Source organism: Mariniphaga anaerophila (assembly GCF_900129025.1).
Taxonomy (GTDB): Bacteria; Bacteroidota; Bacteroidia; order Bacteroidales; family Prolixibacteraceae; genus Mariniphaga; species Mariniphaga anaerophila.
Genome location: NZ_FQUM01000002.1, coordinates 513,675 through 534,451, shown reverse-complemented (window position 1 = coordinate 534,451; position 20,777 = coordinate 513,675). Strand labels below are relative to the sequence as shown.

General features: G+C 42.9%; 17 protein-coding genes. 15 read left to right on the top strand and 2 right to left on the bottom strand.

The window, feature by feature from the left end; translation table 11 throughout:
* Positions 1–22 precede the first annotated feature (22 nt).
* The 12 genes from BUB08_RS05380 to creD all read left to right on the top strand — a co-directional run bounded on the left by BUB08_RS05380 (position 23) and on the right by creD (position 15,032).
* The gene (locus BUB08_RS05380) at positions 23–985 is read left to right on the top strand and encodes an AAA family ATPase (RefSeq protein ID WP_072999603.1); all 963 of its coding nucleotides are present in this window, start codon (positions 23–25) and stop codon (positions 983–985) included.
* Positions 986–1,034: 49 nt separating this feature from the next.
* Complete coding sequence (locus BUB08_RS05375; protein WP_175549953.1) at positions 1,035–2,669, top strand: OstA-like protein; 1,635 nt, start codon at positions 1,035–1,037, stop codon at positions 2,667–2,669.
* Between the two features lie 367 nt (positions 2,670–3,036).
* Positions 3,037–4,542, top strand: a complete 1,506-nt coding sequence (locus BUB08_RS05365; protein ID WP_072999599.1) for a 2-isopropylmalate synthase — start codon at positions 3,037–3,039, stop codon at positions 4,540–4,542.
* A gap of 39 nt (positions 4,543–4,581) precedes the next feature.
* Positions 4,582–5,982, top strand: coding sequence for a 3-isopropylmalate dehydratase large subunit (leuC, locus tag BUB08_RS05360; protein ID WP_072999597.1), 1,401 nt, complete (start codon positions 4,582–4,584; stop codon positions 5,980–5,982).
* A gap of 94 nt (positions 5,983–6,076) precedes the next feature.
* Positions 6,077–6,667, top strand: a complete 591-nt coding sequence (gene leuD, locus BUB08_RS05355; RefSeq protein WP_072999892.1) for a 3-isopropylmalate dehydratase small subunit — start codon at positions 6,077–6,079, stop codon at positions 6,665–6,667.
* A gap of 62 nt (positions 6,668–6,729) precedes the next feature.
* Positions 6,730–8,313 carry an alpha-isopropylmalate synthase regulatory domain-containing protein gene (locus BUB08_RS05350; RefSeq protein WP_072999596.1) on the top strand — a complete coding sequence of 528 codons (1,584 nt, stop codon included), beginning with the start codon at positions 6,730–6,732 and terminating at the stop codon, positions 8,311–8,313.
* Between the two features lie 189 nt (positions 8,314–8,502).
* Positions 8,503–9,567, top strand: a complete 1,065-nt coding sequence (leuB, locus tag BUB08_RS05345) for a 3-isopropylmalate dehydrogenase (protein WP_072999594.1) — start codon at positions 8,503–8,505, stop codon at positions 9,565–9,567.
* 160 nt (positions 9,568–9,727) lie between these two features.
* The gene (locus BUB08_RS05340; protein ID WP_072999593.1) at positions 9,728–11,128 is read left to right on the top strand and encodes a sensor histidine kinase; all 1,401 of its coding nucleotides are present in this window, start codon (positions 9,728–9,730) and stop codon (positions 11,126–11,128) included.
* Between the two features lie 72 nt (positions 11,129–11,200).
* Positions 11,201–12,466, top strand: coding sequence for a threonine ammonia-lyase (gene ilvA / locus BUB08_RS05335; protein WP_072999591.1), 1,266 nt, complete (start codon positions 11,201–11,203; stop codon positions 12,464–12,466).
* A gap of 258 nt (positions 12,467–12,724) precedes the next feature.
* The gene (locus BUB08_RS05330) at positions 12,725–13,345 is read left to right on the top strand and encodes a hypothetical protein (protein ID WP_072999589.1); all 621 of its coding nucleotides are present in this window, start codon (positions 12,725–12,727) and stop codon (positions 13,343–13,345) included.
* Positions 13,346–13,349: 4 nt separating this feature from the next.
* Complete coding sequence (locus BUB08_RS05325) at positions 13,350–13,646, top strand: winged helix-turn-helix domain-containing protein (RefSeq protein WP_072999587.1); 297 nt, start codon at positions 13,350–13,352, stop codon at positions 13,644–13,646.
* A gap of 63 nt (positions 13,647–13,709) precedes the next feature.
* Positions 13,710–15,032, top strand: a complete 1,323-nt coding sequence (creD, locus tag BUB08_RS05320) for a cell envelope integrity protein CreD (protein WP_072999585.1) — start codon at positions 13,710–13,712, stop codon at positions 15,030–15,032.
* A gap of 80 nt (positions 15,033–15,112) precedes the next feature.
* Here the strand turns inward: creD and BUB08_RS05315 are convergent, their stop codons facing one another.
* A complete protein-coding gene (locus BUB08_RS05315) occupies positions 15,113–15,664 on the bottom strand; it encodes a 1-acyl-sn-glycerol-3-phosphate acyltransferase (protein ID WP_072999584.1) in 552 nt (183 codons plus the stop codon).
* The gene (locus BUB08_RS05310; protein ID WP_072999890.1) at positions 15,665–16,327 is read right to left on the bottom strand and encodes a B3/B4 domain-containing protein; all 663 of its coding nucleotides are present in this window, start codon (positions 16,325–16,327) and stop codon (positions 15,665–15,667) included.
* Between the two features lie 301 nt (positions 16,328–16,628).
* Between BUB08_RS05310 and BUB08_RS05305 the strand changes: the two genes are divergently transcribed.
* The 3 genes from BUB08_RS05305 to BUB08_RS05290 all read left to right on the top strand — a co-directional run bounded on the left by BUB08_RS05305 (position 16,629) and on the right by BUB08_RS05290 (position 20,737).
* Entirely contained in the window at positions 16,629–17,096 is a 468-nt protein-coding gene (locus BUB08_RS05305) for a DinB family protein (protein ID WP_072999582.1), read from the top strand.
* A 262-nt stretch (positions 17,097–17,358) separates the two neighbouring features.
* Positions 17,359–18,198, top strand: coding sequence for a restriction endonuclease (locus BUB08_RS05295; RefSeq protein ID WP_072999577.1), 840 nt, complete (start codon positions 17,359–17,361; stop codon positions 18,196–18,198).
* Positions 18,199–18,274: 76 nt separating this feature from the next.
* Entirely contained in the window at positions 18,275–20,737 is a 2,463-nt protein-coding gene (locus BUB08_RS05290; RefSeq protein ID WP_072999574.1) for a helix-turn-helix domain-containing protein, read from the top strand.
* Positions 20,738–20,777 lie beyond the last annotated feature (40 nt).

Sequence of the window (20,777 nt, the reverse complement as noted above, 5' to 3'; positions counted from 1 at the left end):
TTATTAAAAGTAATTTGTAAAAATGAACTTTAAAAACGATGTGGAAGCGCTGGATGCACTGCGCGGGAAGTACGACGAACTAAAAGCTGAAATCTCGAAAGTTATTTATGGTCAGGATGAAATAATCACTCAGGTTTTGGTGTCGCTGTTCAGCCGCGGGCATGTTCTGCTGGTTGGAGTTCCCGGGCTGGCAAAAACACTTCTGGTAACCACCATCTCAAAAACGCTGGGATTAAAATACAACCGCATTCAGTTCACCCCGGATTTAATGCCATCAGACATAATTGGTACCGAAATTCTGGACAAAGACCGCCAGTTCAAATTCATTCAGGGGCCACTGTTTTCCAATGTTATTCTGGCAGATGAAATAAACAGGACACCGCCCAAAACGCAATCTGCACTGCTCGAAGCCATGCAGGAACGCGCCATAACAGCGGCCGGAAAACGCTTCGAGCTGGAAAAACCGTTTTTTGTGCTGGCTACCCAAAACCCGATTGAGCAGGAAGGAACCTATCCCCTGCCCGAGGCTCAGCTCGACCGTTTTATGTTTTCGGTGTGGCTTGATTACCCGAAATACGAAGACGAACTTACCATCGTAAAAAATACAACATCAACGCTGCAGTTCGATTTAAATGCAGTAATATCCCGCGAAGAGATCATCTATTTTCAGAACGTCATCCGGAAAATACCGATAAACGACAATGTTTTGAATTATGCCGTTACACTGGCTGCAAAAACCCGTCCCGGAAGCGAAATGGCAGACCCCGTGTCCGACCAGTATCTGAAATGGGGCGCCGGGCCACGTGCATCGCAGTACCTGGTTCTAGGAGCAAAAACCTACGCAGCACTTCACGGAAAATATTCGCCCGACATAAAAGATGTAAAGGCCGTGGCACCGTCTATTTTAAGGCACCGTATTATTAAAAACTACAAAGCCGAAGCTGAAAATATTTCAGCGGAAAAAATTATTGAGAAACTGCTGTAAAAGCCCTGTTCAACCGCATTATTTATCGCAAAACAGAAAACTACAAATTTTGACATTCTGTAAAAAAAATAGAGAATCAGCACAACGGCAAACTCCCGTGCGGGTAGTCGGAACGCAAAAAATCCGGTTAACCGGGAAACTGGCAATTTTTGTTTTTTTCATTTTTGCTTCTCTCTTTTCTTCATCTCAGGAAAAAAGAAGGGTAGATATTGAACAGGCAGATTACCTGGAGGCCGACGAAAAAATTGCCGCCAATGCACAACGTTTGGTGGGCAACGTGCGCATCCGGCACAAAGATGTGTTAATGTGGTGCGACAGCGCCTATACATACACCGGGACAAATCGTGTAGATGCGTTCGGAAACGTTCACATCAACCAGGGCGATACACTGAACCTCTATGCAAAAAAAATCTTTTACAACGGAGATATCAGCCTTGCTCAGGCCTATCAGGATGTTAAACTGATAAACAAAAGCACTACCCTTTTTACCGACACCCTCGATTATGACATGGCCGCCAATATTGGGTATTACGAAAACAACGGGAAAATTGTGGACAGCACAAATATTCTGACCAGCGTTATTGGCAAGTATTTTTTGAACGATGATCTTGTTCATTTTTATAAAAATGTAGAAGCATACAACGACAATTACAACCTCGAAGGCGACACACTAATTTACAATACTGAAACCGGCCGGTTATTCATTGTTGGCCCCACAACCATTCGCGATTCGTCCAATACACTTTATGCCGAAGACGGATGGTATGACACCAAAACCGGCGAAGCAGAACTGGTAAAAAATCCGGTTGTGTATAACGAAACCCAGCAATTAAAAGCCAACTACATAAAATACAATGAAGAAGACGGTAAGGGGAAAGCACTGGGAAATGTCAGAATGGAGGATTTCGACAACCAAATAATTGTTACCGGAAACACGTCTGAATACAACGACAAGCTGGAAGTTGCCACGGTAACCGACTCTGCCCTTTTTATGATGTATTCTGAAAAAGATACGCTTTTTTTGCACGCAGATACACTCCGCACCGTGCCGGATACAATTGAAGGGGAAAAGCTCATTAAAGCATATTACGGAACCCGTTTTTACCGCTCCGACATACAGGGAGTCTGCGATTCTCTGGTTTATTTTACCAAAGATTCTGTTGTGCAACTTTATAACAACCCCATTATTTGGTCGGAAGCGCACCAGCTAAGCGCCGAAGAAATTGAGATGAAACAAAGAGTAGATGCCCCCGACGAGCTGCATCTCCGCAATAACGGGTTTATCATTTCGAAACTCGACTCCGGGCGATTCGACCAGATTAAAGGAAAAGAGATGGTGGGGTACGTTGTAAACGGCGAACTCAATAACATTGATGTGAACGGAAACGGGCAAACTCTCTATTATGCGCGCCAGGAAGAAGAAATAATCGGGTTAAATCGTGTTGAAAGCAGCCGGATTTCCATCAGGTTTCGCGAGGGTAAAATTTTCCGCATCTCATTTTTGCAGGCTCCGGAAGGAATACTCAAACCCTTATTCAGCCTCACCGAAGAAGAAAAAACACTGAAAGGCTTCGAATGGAAAATTAACCAGCGACCACTTTCGAGGCACGATGTGTTTAAAAAACCTGTTCCGCCTGTTGTAACCGACGAAGAGAATATTCTTCCTTTAAGCCGGAGAAAATAAATTCTGTTTTTAATCTGTTTCAGTAAGTTACCTGTCCGGCATAAAACCGGCAGACTCTTCTTCTGTTGCCCGCCCAAATTCAGACAAAACAATCCGTTTATTAATTTTTATTAATAAAAGCAACCTATTTGTTTTCATTTCAAAAAAATATTCTAATATTTGCAGCAAATCGTAAGACAAAAAGCAAATGAGTTTAAAAAACAACATCGCTCTTCTCAGCCTAATTATTGGTATTATTCTTCTAATTCAGAAGAAATGAGAATGGTGTGTTGTTAATTATAAAGCAAGAAACGGAATAGGCCATTCTCATAAAAGAGGATGGCTTTTTTCTTGAAAAAAAAGAGTAACAACTAAAAAACAAGCAAAAATGAGTGACAAGCTTTTCATTTTCGACACTACCCTGCGCGATGGAGAACAGGTGCCGGGTTGTCAGTTAAACACAGTCGAAAAGATTCAGGTTGCCAAGGCATTACAGGATTTAGGTGTAGATATTATCGAGGCCGGATTTCCGATTTCAAGCCCGGGCGATTTCGAATCGGTTGTACAAATTTCAAAAGCGGTAACATGGCCAACTATTTGCGCCCTCACCCGCGCAGTACAAAAAGATATTGAAGTTGCTGCCGAATCACTAAAATATGCCAAGAAAGGCCGTATTCACACCGGAATAGGAACCTCTCCGTTCCACATAAAATACAAACTAAACTCTACCCCCGAAGAAATTATTGAACGGGCAGTTGCCGCGGTTAAATACGCAAAAAAATATGTGGAAGATGTGGAATTCTACGCGGAAGATGCCGGACGTACAGACAATGAATACCTGGCAAGGGTAATTGAAGCTGTCATAAAAGCAGGGGCAACAGTTGTCAACATCCCCGACACCACCGGCTATTGCCTTCCCAATGAGTTTGGCGAAAAAATAAAATACCTGGTTGAAAATGTTACCGGCATCCATAAAGCAGTTATTGCCACACACTGCCATAACGATTTAGGAATGGCCACTGCCAACACGGTTGCCGGAATTATGAATGGCGCACGCCAGGCCGAGGTTACTATTAACGGAATTGGAGAACGTGCCGGAAACACTTCACTTGAAGAAGTTGTAATGACACTGAAAAGCCGTTACCAGGTTTTAGGCATTGAAACCGGGATAAACACAAAAAATATTTTCCATACAAGCCGGCTGGTTTCTACATTAATGAACATGCCGGTTCAGCCAAATAAAGCAGTGGTTGGGCGCAATGCATTTGCCCATTCTTCAGGCATCCATCAGGATGGTGTGTTGAAAAACCGCGAGAATTACGAAATTATGGATCCGGCTGATGTCGGCATCAACGAATCATCAATATTACTGACGGCACGAAGCGGGCGCGCTGCCCTGAAACACCGCCTGGAGCTGATGGGATTTGAGTTAACCAAAGAAAAACTGGATGAAGTTTACGAACAATTTCTGAAACTGGCAGACCATAAAAAAGACATTCGCGACGACGATATCGCACTTCTGGTTGGCGATGCAACTCACCAGGAAAGGCGCATCAAACTTGACTTTTTGCAAGTTGTTACCGGAAAGAAACTTACACCGATGGCGATTGTCCGGCTGGATATTTCAGGCGAAAAATTTGATGCCACTTCATCCGGAAACGGCCCGGTAGATGCTGCAATAAAAGCGGTTAAGCAAATCATTAAAAGGCAGGTTACCATTGAAGAATTTCTGGTTCAGGCAATTACCCGCGGCAGCGACGACGTAGGAAAAGTTCACATGCAAATTGATTACAAAGATTCCATCTTCCACGGATTTGGTGCGAATACCGACATTGTTACAGCTTCGGTTGAAGCTTACCTGGATGCCGTAAATAAACTGCCTGTAGTTCAATAAAACTTAACAAGTATAAATACGTAATAACGAAAAAAATAAATGGAAGCGAAAACACTATTTGATAAAATATGGGATGCCCACGTGGTGAAAGAAGTGGAAGGCGGGCCAAACGTTTTGTATATCGACCGTCATCTGATTCACGAAGTAACCAGCCCGGTTGCCTTTTTAGGACTGAAAAACCGGGGGCTGAAAGTATTCAGGCCAGACCAGACCACGGCTACTCCCGACCATAACGTGCCTACCGAAAACCAGCACCTCACAATTATGGATGAGCTGTCGCGCCACCAGGTAGAAATGCTGAAAAGAAATTGTGCAGAACACGATATTTTTTACCACGATTTGCAAAGCGAAGGCCATGGTATTGTTCACATTATCGGCCCTGAGCTGGGACTGACACAACCGGGGATGACAATTGTGTGTGGCGACAGTCACACTTCAACCCACGGTGCATTCGGAGCCATTGCTTTCGGAATTGGCACCAGCGAAGTAGAAATGGTTTTGGCCAGCCAGAGCATTATGCAGCCCAAACCGAAAAAAATGAAAATTACCGTAAACGGTGAACTCAAAAAGGGAGTAACCGCAAAAGACATAGCACTTTACATCATTTCAAAAATATCTACCAGCGGCGGCACCGGCCATTTTATTGAATACGCCGGATCGGCAATTACCAGCCTTTCAATGGAAGGACGCATGACACTGTGTAACCTCAGCATTGAAAGTGGCGCCCGTGGCGGAATGATTGCTCCCGACGAAACCACCATCAACTATGTAAAAGGCCGCAAGTTTGCACCCAAAGGCGAAGAGTGGGACAAGGCAGTAGCTCGCTGGAACGAATTAAAAAGCGACGACAACGCAGTTTTTGACACCGAATACACTTTTGATGCTGCAGACATCGAACCCATGATTACCTACGGAACCAATCCGGGGATGGGCATGGGAATAACTAAAAATATTCCGACCACAAACGGTATGCAGGGAAGCGACAAAAATACCTTCCTTAAATCGCTGCAATACATGGGATATTCAGAAGGCGACAAAATGCTTGGGAAAAAGGTTGACTACGTTTTTGTGGGAAGTTGCACCAATGGCCGCATTGAGGATTTCAGGGAATTTGCAGATTTTGTAAAAGGCCGCAAAAAGGCAGATAATATTACCGCATGGCTGGTTCCTGGCTCTCAAAAAGTAGAAAAACAGATTCGCGCCGAAGGATTGGACAGCATTCTGGAAGAAGCAGGATTTCAGCTTCGTCAGCCCGGATGTTCTGCCTGCCTGGCCATGAACGACGACAAAATTCCTGAAGGGAAATATGCCGTTTCTACGTCAAACAGAAACTTCGAAGGACGCCAGGGGCCGGGCGCACGCACCATGCTTGCCAGTCCGCTTACCGCTGCTGCAGCGGCAATTACCGGAGTTATTACTGACCCGAGGGAACTTTTTTAATTTTCAGTTTATTCAATGATTATTGACAATTTATGGCAAGCGGAAAACAATTCTCAGCCACGCCAAAAATACGTCGATAACAAACAACAAAATTATGGCTTACGATAAATTTTCTAAAATAACTTCTCCGGCGGTACCCCTTCCGGTTGAAAATGTAGATACTGACCAGATTATTCCTGCGCGTTTTCTGAAAGCAGTGGAGCGCAAGGGATTTGGCGACAACCTTTTTCGCGACTGGCGATACAATAAAGACGGAAGTCCGAAAGCTGACTTCCCGTTGAACAATGCAACATACACCGGAAAAATACTTGTTGGCGGAAAGAACTTTGGCAGTGGCTCCAGCCGCGAACATGCTGCCTGGTCAATATACGATTACGGATTCCGCGTGGTAGTTTCCAGCTTTTTTGCAGACATATTCAAAAACAATGCATTAAATAACGGATTACTTCCGGTTGTTGTAACGCCGGAATTTCTGCAAAAAATATTCGATGCTATTGAAAAAAATCCCAAAACCGAATTTGATGTGGATTTGGAAAAACAGACTTTCACCATTCAGGAAACCGGGGAATCTGCCGAATTTGATATCAATCCGTACAAAAAGCATTGCCTGCAAAACGGGCTCGACGACATCGACTACCTCGTAGCAATGAAAGACGAAATTGCTGCATTTGAAGCAGCAAAATAAAAAACCATACAAGCTGCCAATCAGATTTCAAACATGAAACTTCAAACTACAAAAAAGGTAAAATGACGGGTAAAACAGTTGAAATAGAAGGGAAACAACTTACCATAATGGACACTACCCTGCGCGACGGAGAACAGACCACAGGCGTGTCCTTCAAGGAAAATGAAAAGTTGAGCGTAGCCAAAGTATTACTTGATGATGTTCGTGTTGACCGGATTGAAATTGCATCGGCAAGGGTGTCAGATGGAGAATTCAAGGGCTCGCAACGGGTTTTTAAATGGGCAGCAGAAAACGGGCACCTCGATAAAATAGAGGTACTTGGGTTCGTCGACGACAAAGTTTCGTTACAATGGATTGCCGATGCCGGAGGAAAAGTGGTAAACCTGTTGTGTAAAGGTTCGCTAAAACACGTTACCGGCCAGCTGCGAAAATCTCCGGAAGAGCATTGGGCCGACATAAAAAAGGTACTTACCAATGCCGAAGAGATGGGAATCCGGGTAAATGTTTACCTGGAAGACTGGTCGAACGGAATGCGTAATTCCAAAGATTACGTTCATTTTATGGTTAAAAATCTGTGTAATGAAAATGTAAGCCGGATTATGCTCCCCGATACGCTGGGAATTCTCGAACCGGACGAAACCTACGAGTTCTGCAAGGAAATGGTAGAAACTTACCCTGAAGCAGACTTTGATTTTCATGCACATAACGACTACGATTTGGCAATAGCCAACGTATTTCATGCCATAAAAGCAGGCATCCGTTGCGTGCACACTACGGTAAATGGGCTGGGCGAAAGGGCTGGCAATGCACCTCTTTCGAGTGTGATCGCAACAATAAAGGATCACCTCAAAATGAAAACCAACGTAAACGAAAGCCAGTTGAATAAAGTTTCGAAGCTGGTAGAAATGTTTTCCGGAATTCGCATTCCAACCAACAAACCGCTGATTGGTGAGTTTGTATTTACCCAGTGTAGCGGAATTCATGCAGATGGCGACAACAAGAACAACCTGTATTTCAACGATTTACTACCTGAACGTTTTGGCCGAATCAGACAATATGCTCTGGGGAAAACTTCCGGAAAAGCCAATATTAAAAAGAACCTGGAAGACCTCGGCATTGAACTGGATCCCGAATCGTTAAACAAAGTTACCCAACGAATTATAGAGCTGGGCGATAAAAAAGAGACGGTTACTTCTGATGAATTGCCTTACATTGTTTCCGACGTACTCGAGAACGACATCATGGAACAAAACATACGGGTGATAAACTACTCCGTAAACCATACCATGGGATTGCGCCCCGTCGCCAACGTAAGTTTAGAAGTGAGAGGAAAAATCTACGAAGAAATCAGCGACGGAGACGGGCAGTACGATGCGTTTGTAAAAGCGCTGCACAAAATTTACAAACGGCTGGGAAAATCGTTTCCAAAACTGATAGATTACGTAGTTACAATTCCTCCGGGCGGAAGGACCAACGCCCTGGTAGAAACTGTAATCACCTGGAAAAATACAAGGGAGTTTAAAACAAAAGGCCTGGATCCCGACCAGAATTCAGCTGCAATAAAAGCAACAATTCGCATGTTGAATATTATTGAAAACGACTTTAAACCGGGGATCATGGAAAAGATGCTCAATGGAATTTTGTAACTTTTCTGTAAAAAATGAAAAACACTGACTGGTATCCGGCAAAGCCCGTTCAATCTATAAACGGTCCATAAAAAGTCAACTGCCAGATTTTTCGGGGGAAATACACAGTTCGCTAACGTCTTCTCCGCAAAAAATCGAACTATCTGAAACGAACAAACAAATTATCAATATTCTAAAAATACGATATTAATGAAATTAAAAATTGCCATACTTCCCGGCGACGGAATCGGTCCGGAAATTACCGAACAGGCCCTAAAAGCAGTAAAAGCTGTGGCCAAAAAATTTAACCACGAACTGGAATACGAATACGGAGTAACCGGCGCTGCTGCCATCGATCAGGTAGGAGATCCCTACCCCGAAGAGACGCACCAATTGTGTTTGAAGGCTGACGCCGTGTTATTTGGCGCCATTGGAGACCCCCGTTTCGATAACAACCCGAAAGCAAAGGTACGCCCGGAACAGGGGCTTTTGGCCATGCGCAAAAAACTGGGATTGTACGCCAACATTCGTCCCGTAGAAACGTTCGAATCGTTACTGCATAAATCTCCGTTGCGCCGCGAATTGGTGGAAGGTGCTAATTTCGTTTGTATCAGAGAACTTACCGGCGGCATTTACTTTGGCGAGAAAGGAAGGAAAGACGACGGAAACACTGCATACGACACAAATACATACACCCGTGAAGAAATAGAACGTATTCTGAAACTGGCATACGAATTTGCCGGCAAGCGAAGGAAGAAACTTACCGTGGTAGACAAAGCCAACGTGTTGGAAAGCTCGCGTCTGTGGAGGGAAGTTGCCCAGGAAATGGCTCCGCAGTTTCCCGATATTCAAACCGAATACATGTTTGTAGACAACGCTGCAATGCAAATTATTCAGTGGCCGAAAAACTTTGATGTAATGGTTACCGAAAATATGTTTGGCGATATTTTAACCGACGAAGCCAGTGTAATAACCGGTTCGCTGGGGCTGCTTCCGTCTGCTTCAATCGGAGTTTTCACCTCGGTTTTTGAACCAATCCACGGATCGTATCCGCAGGCTGCAGGGAAAGACATTGCCAACCCAATTGCAACTATTCTTTCGGCTGCCATGATGTTTGAATACGCATTTAACCTGCCCGAAGAAGGAAAAATTATTCGCGATGCAGTTGCTGCTTCAATGGCCGAAGGCTTTGTTACCGAAGACATAGCAGAAGGACAGGCGCAAAGAACATCGGCAGTTGGCGACTGGATTTCGCACTGGATTGAGAAGCAATAGACACAGAATATTATTAAAATGAGTTAATACATTGGTTTTTAACATTTTTCAAATAAATTAAAAAGGGCAGTTTTTTAATTCGTTAATAGACTGCTCTTTTTTATTTCAGGGGGTTACAATATTTTTCTAAATTTGCCTGGTTTGTAACCCATTTTGCACTATGACACGTTGGTTTTCTAAAAGAAAAATAAAAGAATCCCGGGAAACAAAAATCCTCATTGCAAACGAAGTATTTGAACAAAACGCAAGTCGCTTAGTTTATCTGGCCCTTTTGGGAATCCCCATTTCCCTAATCCACATTATTGTATTTGCATTAAAACTTCCGGAGGCCGAATCAGTAACACACACTTGGAGAACCGGAATTATCCTTCTGCACAGTGCAATAATTATAACCATTGCAACCGCCGCGCTAGCAAGCCTGTCTTACAAAAAAACCGGAATGCCGGGGAGAAAAACTACGTCTACTATTTTTCATTTGTTTTATTTTGCTCTGATTCTAATTGCTGTAGCAATAACAATTTCAGATCAGCTGGTAACTACCACAATTACTCCTTTTTTAGTTGTATGTACACTGCTTTCAGTTTTTTTTCTGATGAAACCTTTATGGGCAATCGTATATTTCGGCACGGGGTACGTGCTTCTTCTCCTGTTAATGCCCGAGGTTCAGGCAGATTCTGTAGTATTGTTATCCAATATTTTTAACAGCCTCACTGCAACGGCTGTGGCTGTGCTAATTTCGGCAATTATGTGGAACTCCTTTCGAGCAAAAACAATACAGGCATTTACCATACAGGAACAAACGAGGCTGCTCGAAGCAAAAAACAGAAATCTAAAAGAGGAGACAAAAAACCAGGTCAAACTTCTGAAAACACGAGATAAAATTTTGTCGATTGTTGCGCACGATTTAAAAGGGCCGATGACAGGAGTATTAGGACTTAGCGATATTTTAAACGAAAATGCCGATCAAATGACCGCTGACCAGATTAAGGAGAACACACAATTAATAAGGAACTCTACAATGCAGACATATTACCTGCTAGAAAATCTGCTAGAATGGGCACGGCTGCAACAAAACCAGATTCCGTTCTCTCCTGAAAATCAGAAATTGGGTTCAGCGGTAAAAGCAACTTTCCGGCTTTTTAAAGAGAATGCTTCAAGAAAAAAAATCAGGCTTGTTAACGAATTGACCGAGGAACTCACGATTTGGGCCGACAAAGCCATGCTCAGCTCCATTCTCCGAAACCTTGTTTCCAATGCAATAAAATTCACAGGCGAAGGTGGGGTAATTTCTGTCAGCGCTCAAAAAGAGGAGCGTGTTATCCAATTTTCGGTTACTGACTCAGGAGTGGGAATAACTCCTGAAAAATTGAACAATTTATTTGCTGAAGATGCGGTCAAATCCACATTCGGAACAGAAAACGAAAAAGGCACAGGACTGGGGCTGGTTCTTTGTAAAGAATTTGCCGAAAAGCACGGCGGAAACATTATTGCTGAGAGCGAAGTCGGAAAAGGCAGCACTTTCACTGTAACTATTCCCCTGCCTCGCACACACAAAGCATAATATGTTTTCCCAAGTAAAACATGCCGACAGTATTCCACCCCGATAATCTTTATCTTTGCAAAAACAAAAAGTATGAGTAAAACAACATCCAATTATTTCCCGAAAATTCAAGACATCACCAGAGCAAAAATCACGTTAAACGAAGTGGCTATTCACACCCCTTTGTCAAAAAACCAGGGGCTTTCTGAAAAATATAAAGCCAATATTCTGCTCAAGCGGGAAGATCTGCAAACGGTTCGCTCATACAAAATCCGCGGTGCGTTTAACAAAATAGCCCAACTTTCTGAAACAGAGTTACAGAAAGGAGTGGTTTGTGCGAGCGCAGGAAACCACGCACAGGGCGTTGCTTTTTCGTGCAGAAAGCTCAATATTAAAGGCAAAATATATATGCCAGCAACTACTCCCCGCCAGAAAATAACGCAGGTTGAAATGTTCGGAAAAGAAAACGTTGAAGTAGTTTTAACCGGCGATACTTACGATGCAGCCGAAGCTGCTGCTCAGAATGACTGCAAACGTTCGGGAATGGCGTTTATTCATCCGTTTGACGATCCTCAGATTATTGAAGGGCAGGCCACAGTTGGGCTGGAAATATTACAGGACACCACAGAACCCATTGATTATCTTTTTCTACCGGTAGGTGGTGGCGGATTGGCTGCAGGCGTAGGCAGCTACTTTAAACAAGTTAGCCCGCAAACAAAAATTATCGGCGTAGAACCCGACGGAGCCCCTTCTATGAAAAAGTCGCTGGAAGCCGGGCAGGTAACAGAACTGGAGCAGATAGACAAATTTGTTGACGGCGCGGCGGTAAAAAAAGTAGGCGAAACTTCTTTCAGTGTTTGTCAGCAGGTAATAAATCAAATGGTCACGATTCCGGAGGGGCGGGTTTGTACAAAAATTCTCGAACTCTATAACCGAGACGCCATTGTTATGGAGCCGGCAGGCGCCCTTTCTATAGCGGCGCTCGACCAATTCAAAGATGAAATAAAAGGCAAAAATGTGGTGTGCGTTGTTAGTGGCAGCAACAATGATATAACCCGAATGGAAGAAATAAAAGAACGCTCGCTTTTGTTCGAAGGATTAAAACATTACTTCATTGTACGTTTTCCGCAAAGGGCTGGTGCATTGCGAACTTTTGTGGACTTGGTACTCGGCCCGACTGACGACATTACACATTTTGAATACTCGAAAAAAACAAACAGAGAAAAAGGACCGGCAGTAATTGGTATTGAAATTCAACGGAAAGAAGACTTTGAAGGCCTGATACAAAGAATGAAAGAAAATGGTTTTGTGTTTGAGTACCTGAATGAGAAACCCGATTTATTTCAGTTCCTCGTGTGACAAAAAGCACACTTCTTCGCTTTATCAGCTTTAATGTCAGTTTTGCATCCTTTGTCATTTGCCTGTTTATACATACAAATGCAACAAAACGAATCGCACCAGTCTAATATTCTGCGAATACGAAAATTTTGGGTCGCTCTTTCTTTTTAGTTTTTGTGGCTCTTGTAATGAATTTTTCAATTGCACTTCAATAAAATTTTGAAGTCTGCATTGAAATAAAGGAAAAATCATTTACTTTGTAATTCAAAGTACTTTAAAATGAAAACCACTGAAAATTATTTAGCTGAGATTAGAGAAATCCGAAAAATGATGGAAGAGTCGAGTAGGTTTCTTTCGTTAAGCGGGTTATCGGGAGTACTAATCGGGTTCTATGCTTTGATTGGTACTTTTGTAGCTTACAGGCTAATCTACTCAACAGTTACGCCTCCGGCCTTTTTTAACGGGAACACAACTCTGCAGCTTACTGCAGTTGCACTGTGTATATTGCTCCTTTCATTAATTACCGCAGTTTTACTCACCTGGCGCAGAACCGTAAAAACAGGCAAAAGGATCTGGAATCCCGGCTCAAGGTTATTGCTGCTGAACCTGGCAATACCGTTGTTTGCAGGTGGAGTTTTCATTCTTCTGTTTCTTTCAAAGGGCACTTTTGAATTTGTTGCTCCGGGATGCCTCATCTTTTACGGATTGGCACTGGTTAACGCAGCCAAATTTACGCACCAGGAAATCTTTTTCATGGGACTGATTCAGGTAGCACTGGGAATTCTGGCTGCACTAATTCCATCGGCCGGATTAATCATGTGGGCAGTTGGATTTGGACTGATTCACATCGTTTACGGCATTGTTATGTACCGCAGGTACGAACGCAAAAACAACAACTAACAACGTGAAAAGCAGCATACATAATTTAAATAAAGCCTTCGAAAATAAAATTCGTTTGGGAATCATGTCAATTCTCTCGGTAAATTCGAGTGCTTCTTTTAACCACCTGAAAGAAGTGCTGGAGGTTACCGACGGAAATCTGGCAAGTCATCTCAAATCGCTCGAAAACTCAGGGTACATTACGGTTATTAAACGGTTTAAAAACAGAAAGCCAAATACTACCTACGAAATTACACCTGCCGGAACTGCGGCATTTGAAACCCATTTAAACGCGCTGGAACAACTGTTAAAACAATTGTAATTTTTTTTAATCATCAACTTTGAAATTCAAAGCTCTTTGCAAATAATCTAAAAAACAAGAAACATGGAAACAAAAGAAACTTTTCAGGACAAACAAAAATCAATCAACTGGCAGATCACTTTAAAAGTTTTTATCATCGGAATTATTGCCATCGTATTACTTGTTCCGAAATTTATGATTATCGACCTTATTCGGGAACGAAAAGCCACTGCGCAGGAAACATCCCACGAAATAATGCAGAAATGGTCGTTGGAGCAAACAGTCAGAGGACCGGTGCTTGCGGTTCCGTATATAGAGCGAATTTCCGACAGCAACGGCAGGGAGCTCAAAAAAGAAATCAAAACCTGCTATTTTCTGCCGAAGACGTTAAACGCAAAGTCAGAAGTTTTCCCCGAAAGGCGAAAAAGAAGTATTTACGAAACTGTGGTTTACGAGTCAAAAACAGAGCTATCGGGGTATTTTAATATCGACGGTCTTAACGCACTCAAAATTCCCCAGGAAAATGTTTTGTGGGAAAAAGCGCAAATAATGGTAGCAATTAACGATTTAAGAGGCATCAACAATAAAGTCGATTTTTCGTGGAACGATTCCACCTATTCTTTTTCCCCTGGAATGGAGAACAAATTGATTGGCGAAAACGGCATTTCATTGTCAATGACCAACCTCTCTCCCAACGATTTTCCTGCTGAATTCAACTTCTCCCTCAGTCTGAAAGGATCAGAATCTTTAAGTTTTGCACCGCTGGGCGAAACAACAGAAGTTGCCATGCACGCAGGATGGAGCGATCCGGGATTTATTGGCAGTTTTCTACCTTTAAAGCATTCGGTTAACGAAAACGGCTTTACTGCAAACTGGAAAGTACTCAACTTCAACCGAAACTACCCCCAACAATGGAAAAACGATGAGTACAGAATTACAAACACCGATTTTGGAGTGCGGTTAGTAACTGTTGCCGACCATTACCAAAAAAGCACCCGCGCAGCCAAATACGCCATTCTTATTATCCTGTTTATTTTCCTCTCCTTTTTTCTGAACGAAATAATAACCAAACAAAAAATTCACCCCTTTCAATACATATTGGTTGGATTTGCCGTACTCATTTTTTATCTGTTGCTGCTCTCCATCTCTGAGCAACTCGGGTTTAACAAGGCGTACCTTATTTCTTCAGTAGCAGTAATAGTTATGGTGCTGTTCTATTCCCACACATTTTTAAAGAAATGGAGCAGCGCAATTTTACAAACATTGATATTGACCTTCTCCTTCGGATTTATCTTTGTTTTGATGCAATTGGAAACTTACGCGCTTTTAGCCGGAAGTATCGGCCTGTTTGTAGTGCTCGCTTTAACCATGTTTTTTACCAGAAAAATAAATTGGTACAACCAGTAAAAAACGAGGTCTAATTCATTTATGATGCGCCTGGCAGGTGATGTTGCCGAGCGCATCATACAAATGTTTTCTACTCCCGGTTAATATTCGGTGGTGAAATTTTCGGGGAATTTTCCCTGAATGCCTTTTTCGCGATAAAAATCTTTCATCCGTTTCAGGTCGGCTTTGGAATCGTCGGTGAGTTCAAACTTTTCCCAAATAGAAATCACTTTCCTGCCCCAGTCGAAACTTCCGAGGTAAACCGGAATATCGGCATGTTTTGCAATGGTATGAAACCCGGCTTTCCAACGCACAACACGTTTTCGTGTTCCCTCAGGCGTCATGGCTAGGTGCATGTAATCCCGCGTATTAAAAAGATGTACCGTCTGGCGAATCACATTGGCACCCTTCGATCGGTCAATTGGAATTCCTCCCATTTTCCGCACGAAATACCCGAGCGGCCAGAAAAAAAACTCCTTTTTTACCAACACATTGGCTTTCCCGCCAATTGAGGTATAAAAAAGGTAAGAAATAACAAAATCCCACGCACTGGTGTGGGGCGCGCCAATTATAATACATTTTGGTTCGGGCACCACAAAACCGTTTACTTTCCAGCCAAGCAGCCGCAATAAAAATGCACTTAACTTCTTCATCTATTGTATAATTTTTAATTCGATATTACCGGCGTTTGCATATTTCCGGAGCAGCGAAACCGCCAGAGTGGTTGCTTCTTCCAGCTTTTCAGAAGAACCATAATCAATAATCACCATTAAAAACCGACCGGTTTCCTTTGTTACCGAAGTGCGAACCGAATCGCTCGTCGGAGTTCCGAAAGCACCTTTTTCATCACGAAAAACAGGCAACGATTCGATGTTCAGAACACCACGGCCAATTCCTTCGTAAGGTTCGTCTTTCTTTCCAATGCCGAAAACTGCACTCCCGGATATTTTCCCGGCATCGTAACCGCCAATTGAAAAGCCGGAAGAGACAGACACCAGATTGAGCAAGTCAACAACGTTATTTATCCGGTAAAGCCCTTTCCCCTGAACAACACGCCTCAAAAGCGCTTCAGCAGACAAACGGTAACGTGCAGGATCTTTTCCACAAACTTTATACGCCTGCCGCGATGCTGCTATTTCAGGTATTCGGCAAATAGCTTCCACTTTCAACGAAGCGGCAATCTCATCTGTTTTTCCCTTAATTTGTGTCCACAACGCATCAGTGTTTTCCTGCACCAAAACGTCGCACTCAATGCAGGAAAGTGTTAATTCCGGCACAAGCATTTTCAAATCATGTGAAATAGAAACAGGTACCATTTTTTTGCTTTTTCGTCGCAAAACTAACCAAAATGAAAGTAAAACCGGATTTTCATTCATTTTAATTTTCAGCATCAAAGCACTGTCAAACAAAGGGCAATCAAAAAAAAGCACTCATTTTCCAACCGGTTGCGATCTACAATTAATTGATTTGTTGTAATTTGTATCAGCTCAAGAAATAACCAACGGCCTGTGAACAACCTAAAAAAGTAGGCGTAAAACAATGAATTTTAAATACATAAACGCATCGCAAGCAGCACGAATTTCTGTTATTTTTTGTTCAATTTAAACACTTCTGAAAATGAAATTCTCAACTATCGCCAACCAGATATCAGAATTAGTTAACAAATGGGTTCCTGTGTTGGAAACCATTCCGGAAAAAATACTCACCGAAAAAAAGAACTGGCAAAACCGAACCATTAAGCAAGTAGTAGGGCATCTTGTCGATTCTGCATCTAACAACCACCAACGGATTGTCAGACTACAATACAACAAAAAGCTGGTGTTTCCCGATTTTCAGCAAGACAACGACTTATGGATTTCTCTTCAAGATTATCAGGATGAAGACTGGGACAACCTTGTTTTTCTGTGGAAATATTACAATCGCCACCTTTCACATGTTATCTGTTCGCTGAATCTGGACAAAATTGAAAATACGTGGAACAACTTCGAAGGTACTAGAGTAACTCTGGAGCAGGTAATCGAAGGTTATTTGTGGCACCTGGAGTTGCACCTGAAAGAAATTGAATGCGTGCTGCAACAGCATTAAACCAGCGTCCTCAATTTTCCGGTCCTGTGGTTTCTTCACAAACAAAAATACAAACACTAAAAACCGGGCCGGAAGCCCAATCAATAAAAGAAAACCCGTAAGATTGGTTCATCATTGGACTGATTCCCCTATTTTTGGGTTTCGGAACCCGCCGTGTTTCAAAACAGCAGAAACAGCATTGTTTGTTTTCTGCCAAAATAAAACAGGATTGGCCGGGTTACCTATATTTTACGCGACGAAATTAATCTGAATAAAATACCAAATGAAGAACAACCACTACATCATCATAAAAAAAGCATCCGGAGAAAAAGAAGCATTTGACGTTGAAAAACTAAAAGGCTCGCTGCGAAGAGCCGGAGCAGAAGAGAGCATTGTACACCAGGTTGCCGGCGAAATTGATTCGTGGATTTACGACGGAATTACCACTCAAAAAATTTACTCCCGCGCTTTCGGTCTGCTGCGGAAAAAGAAAAAACAGGTGGCCTCGCGTTATAAACTAAAGAAGGCAATTATGGAACTTGGGCCAACCGGTTTTCCGTTTGAACATTTAATGGGTAAAATACTCGAAAAGCAAGGCTACTCCACCGAAGTTGGCCAAATTATAAACGGACGGTGCGTGTCGCACGAAGTAGATGTAGTGGCAACCCGCGACAAAGTACAATATTTTGTTGAATGCAAATACGGACAGAGCCCCGGGAAAACAATAAGTGTGCAGGTGCCGCTTTACATTCGATCCAGGGTCGACGACATTATTGCAAAAAGAAAAGAATCGGGCGAATACGAAGGGTTCGAATTTGGCGGCTGGGTTGCTACCAACACGCGGTTTACATCAGACGCCATTGCCTACGGAACTTGTTGCGGACTTAACCTGCTCAGTTGGGATTACCCACTGGGCAACGGGTTGAAAGACATTATCGACCGCGAAAAAATTTATCCAATCACCGTTCTTCATTACCTCACAAAAGCCCAAAAACAGGCTCTGATGGAACAAGGCATTGTTATTTGTCGGCAGATACTGGAAAACCCAAAAGTGGTTGACCCCTTTGAATTAACCAGCAGGCAGCACAAAAATCTGATGAATGAACTTAAAAACCTGTTATAATTGATGAAACCCGGTTTTGCGTTTTTTCCCGGACTTCCATAAATTCGTCATTCAAAATAATCCAACATTTGTTGTTATGCACTTTGAAAATAACCCGCAACTAAAACTTGCTTTCGAATTTATAAACTACACCAACCAAAACCTGTTTCTTACCGGAAAAGCAGGAACCGGAAAAACCACTTTTCTGAAAAACCTGAGAAAAGTGTCTCCCAAGCGAATGATTGTGGTTGCCCCTACCGGCGTTGCTGCAATTAACGCTGGCGGAGTTACCATTCATTCCTTTTTTCAGCTACCGTTTGGGCCACAAATTCCGCAGAACGCTGTCAAAACCGATTTCTTCTCTTCCACTTCGGGAACAGAAAAAACCGGACGAATCAACCGTTTTAGCCGCAACAAAATTAACCTCATCAGAAGCATGGATCTGTTGGTAATTGACGAAATCAGTATGGTTCGGTCCGACGTTCTTGATGCCATTGATGCCACACTGCGACGATTCAAAAACCGCTACCTCCCGTTTGGAGGAGTTCAGTTGCTTATGATTGGCGACCTGCAGCAGCTTGCGCCCGTAATAAAAGAGGAAGACTGGAACATTCTTGGAAAATATTACGAAACCGGATATTTTTTCAGCAGCCACGCCTTAAAAAAATCTGATTTTGTCGGCATCGAATTGGAGCACATTTACCGCCAAAGCGAACAGGAGTTTATCGATTTGTTGAATAAAGTGCGCAACAACGAGATGGATTCAGACGACTTACAACTGTTGAACAACCAGTACCAACCCGGCTTCTCTCCTTCTGACGAAGAAGGGTACATTGCGCTTACCACACACAACTACCAGGCAAAACGCATTAACGACGAGCACCTGAAAAGCCTGAGCACCAAAGCACACAGGTTTAAATGCAGGGTGGAAGGCGATTTTCCAGACTACTCCTACCCTGCCGATGAAATTCTGGAGATAAAAACAGGAGCGCAGGTAATGTTTCTGAAAAACGACACTTCTATTGAAAAAAGATATTACAACGGGAAAATTGGTAAGGTAATCCAAATTGAAGAGAACCAGATTGAAGTTCTTTGCCCTGACGAAACCGAACCGATTATTGTAGAGGCTGACGTGTGGGAAAACACACGGTACAATCTGAATGAAAAAACCGGCGAAATAGTGGAAGATGTAGTCGGACGCTTTTTCCAGCATCCGCTAAAACTGGCATGGGCAATTACCATTCACAAAAGTCAGGGGCTCACTTTTGAAAAAGCGATAATTGATGCAAAACAGTCGTTTGCTCACGGACAGGTTTATGTGGCGCTCAGTCGTTGCAAAAGCCTTAACGGACTTGTTCTGAGCACTCCTCTTAATCCGGAGAGCGTTATTAACGACAAAACGGTTACCAGTTTCACCCACAGAGTGGAGCAAAACCAGCCAAATGACGAAGTGCTCGAAAAGCACCGAAAAGAATACGAGTTACTGCTCATTAACGAGCTGTTCGATTTCAAACCGCTCACCAGAACAATCGGTTACCTGTTAAGAATTTGGGAAGAGAATCAAACATCTCTCATGGGAAATCTTCAAACTGAACTCAAAAATTTATTATTGCCGGTACAGCAGGAAATGATTGATATTGCAGAAAAATTCAGGCCACAAACAAAGAAACTGGTTTCGGAATTTGGATTTGCCGACAAAAACCATCCACTTCAGGAAAGGCTGCAAAAAGCCTCCGCTTATTTTCTGGACAAACTCCAAAACCTGCTGGAAACTCCGATTGAACAGTCGGGGTTTGAAACGGATAACCGGGCAGTACGAAAACGAATAGCTGATTTGCTCGGACAAATCGAAACCGAAATAAAAGTAAAACGCGCCGGCCTGGAATTGGCATCCAACGAATTTTCTGTCGGCGGATACCTGGAAGCCCGCGCCCTCGCTTCCATTGAAAAGCCAGCAACAAAAGCCAGAAAACAGGCAGCCGCGTTAAATATTAGTCACCCCGCATTTTACAATCAACTGCTTGAATGGCGCGAAAAAAAGTCGCAGGAAACAGGCATGGAAGAGTCGCAAATATTGCGGCAAAAAGTGATGCTGGAAATAGCCGAATCTTTGCCATCCACAGCAGCAGAGCTCAAAAAAGTAAAAGGAATGGGCGGCAAAAAGATGGAACAATTCGGGCAGGATATTCTGGCGCTGATACTTGATTTCCGGCAGAAAAAAGGAATGGATATTCCGTTAAATGCCAAAGAAGAAGTAGAAATTGCCGGGCTAAACACAAAGGAAATTACGCTGGCACTGTTCAAAAAAGGACTCAAGCCCAATGAGATTGCCCAGAAACGCAATTTTGCAATTTCAACCGTTGAAGGGCATCTGTCGCATTTTGTCAGCCGGGGCGAGTTGGATATTTTCGAACTCATTGATCGGGATCGTTACGAAACTATTGCCCGGTGCTTGCAGGAAAAGCAAGAGAACGAAAATAGCGCCGACGTAAAAAACAAGTTGGGAAACGAATATTCGTACAGCGAAATCAGGCTTGTAATGGCCGATTTCTACAAGTAAAAAATCAGTATTTTAAACTCAGGTAACCTATCTCGTTTCC

Bases quoted from the DNA above. Each gene is read 5' to 3' on its own strand.
- BUB08_RS05310 (WP_072999890.1), bottom strand. From the start codon at position 16,327: ATGGTACCTGTTTCTATTTCACATGATTTGAAAATGCTTGTGCCGGAA.
- BUB08_RS05305 (WP_072999582.1), top strand. From the start codon at position 16,629: ATGAAATTCTCAACTATCGCCAACCAGATATCAGAATTAGTTAACAAA.
- BUB08_RS05365 (WP_072999599.1), top strand. From the start codon at position 3,037: ATGAGTGACAAGCTTTTCATTTTCGACACTACCCTGCGCGATGGAGAA.
- BUB08_RS05295 (WP_072999577.1), top strand. From the start codon at position 17,359: ATGAAGAACAACCACTACATCATCATAAAAAAAGCATCCGGAGAAAAA.
- leuD (WP_072999892.1), top strand. From the start codon at position 6,077: ATGGCTTACGATAAATTTTCTAAAATAACTTCTCCGGCGGTACCCCTT.
- ilvA (WP_072999591.1), top strand. From the start codon at position 11,201: ATGAGTAAAACAACATCCAATTATTTCCCGAAAATTCAAGACATCACC.
- leuB (WP_072999594.1), top strand. From the start codon at position 8,503: ATGAAATTAAAAATTGCCATACTTCCCGGCGACGGAATCGGTCCGGAA.
- BUB08_RS05315 (WP_072999584.1), bottom strand. From the start codon at position 15,664: ATGAAGAAGTTAAGTGCATTTTTATTGCGGCTGCTTGGCTGGAAAGTA.
- BUB08_RS05330 (WP_072999589.1), top strand. From the start codon at position 12,725: ATGAAAACCACTGAAAATTATTTAGCTGAGATTAGAGAAATCCGAAAA.
- BUB08_RS05350 (WP_072999596.1), top strand. From the start codon at position 6,730: ATGACGGGTAAAACAGTTGAAATAGAAGGGAAACAACTTACCATAATG.
- creD (WP_072999585.1), top strand. From the start codon at position 13,710: ATGGAAACAAAAGAAACTTTTCAGGACAAACAAAAATCAATCAACTGG.
- BUB08_RS05340 (WP_072999593.1), top strand. From the start codon at position 9,728: ATGACACGTTGGTTTTCTAAAAGAAAAATAAAAGAATCCCGGGAAACA.
- leuC (WP_072999597.1), top strand. From the start codon at position 4,582: ATGGAAGCGAAAACACTATTTGATAAAATATGGGATGCCCACGTGGTG.
- BUB08_RS05380 (WP_072999603.1), top strand. From the start codon at position 23: ATGAACTTTAAAAACGATGTGGAAGCGCTGGATGCACTGCGCGGGAAG.
- BUB08_RS05290 (WP_072999574.1), top strand. From the start codon at position 18,275: ATGCACTTTGAAAATAACCCGCAACTAAAACTTGCTTTCGAATTTATA.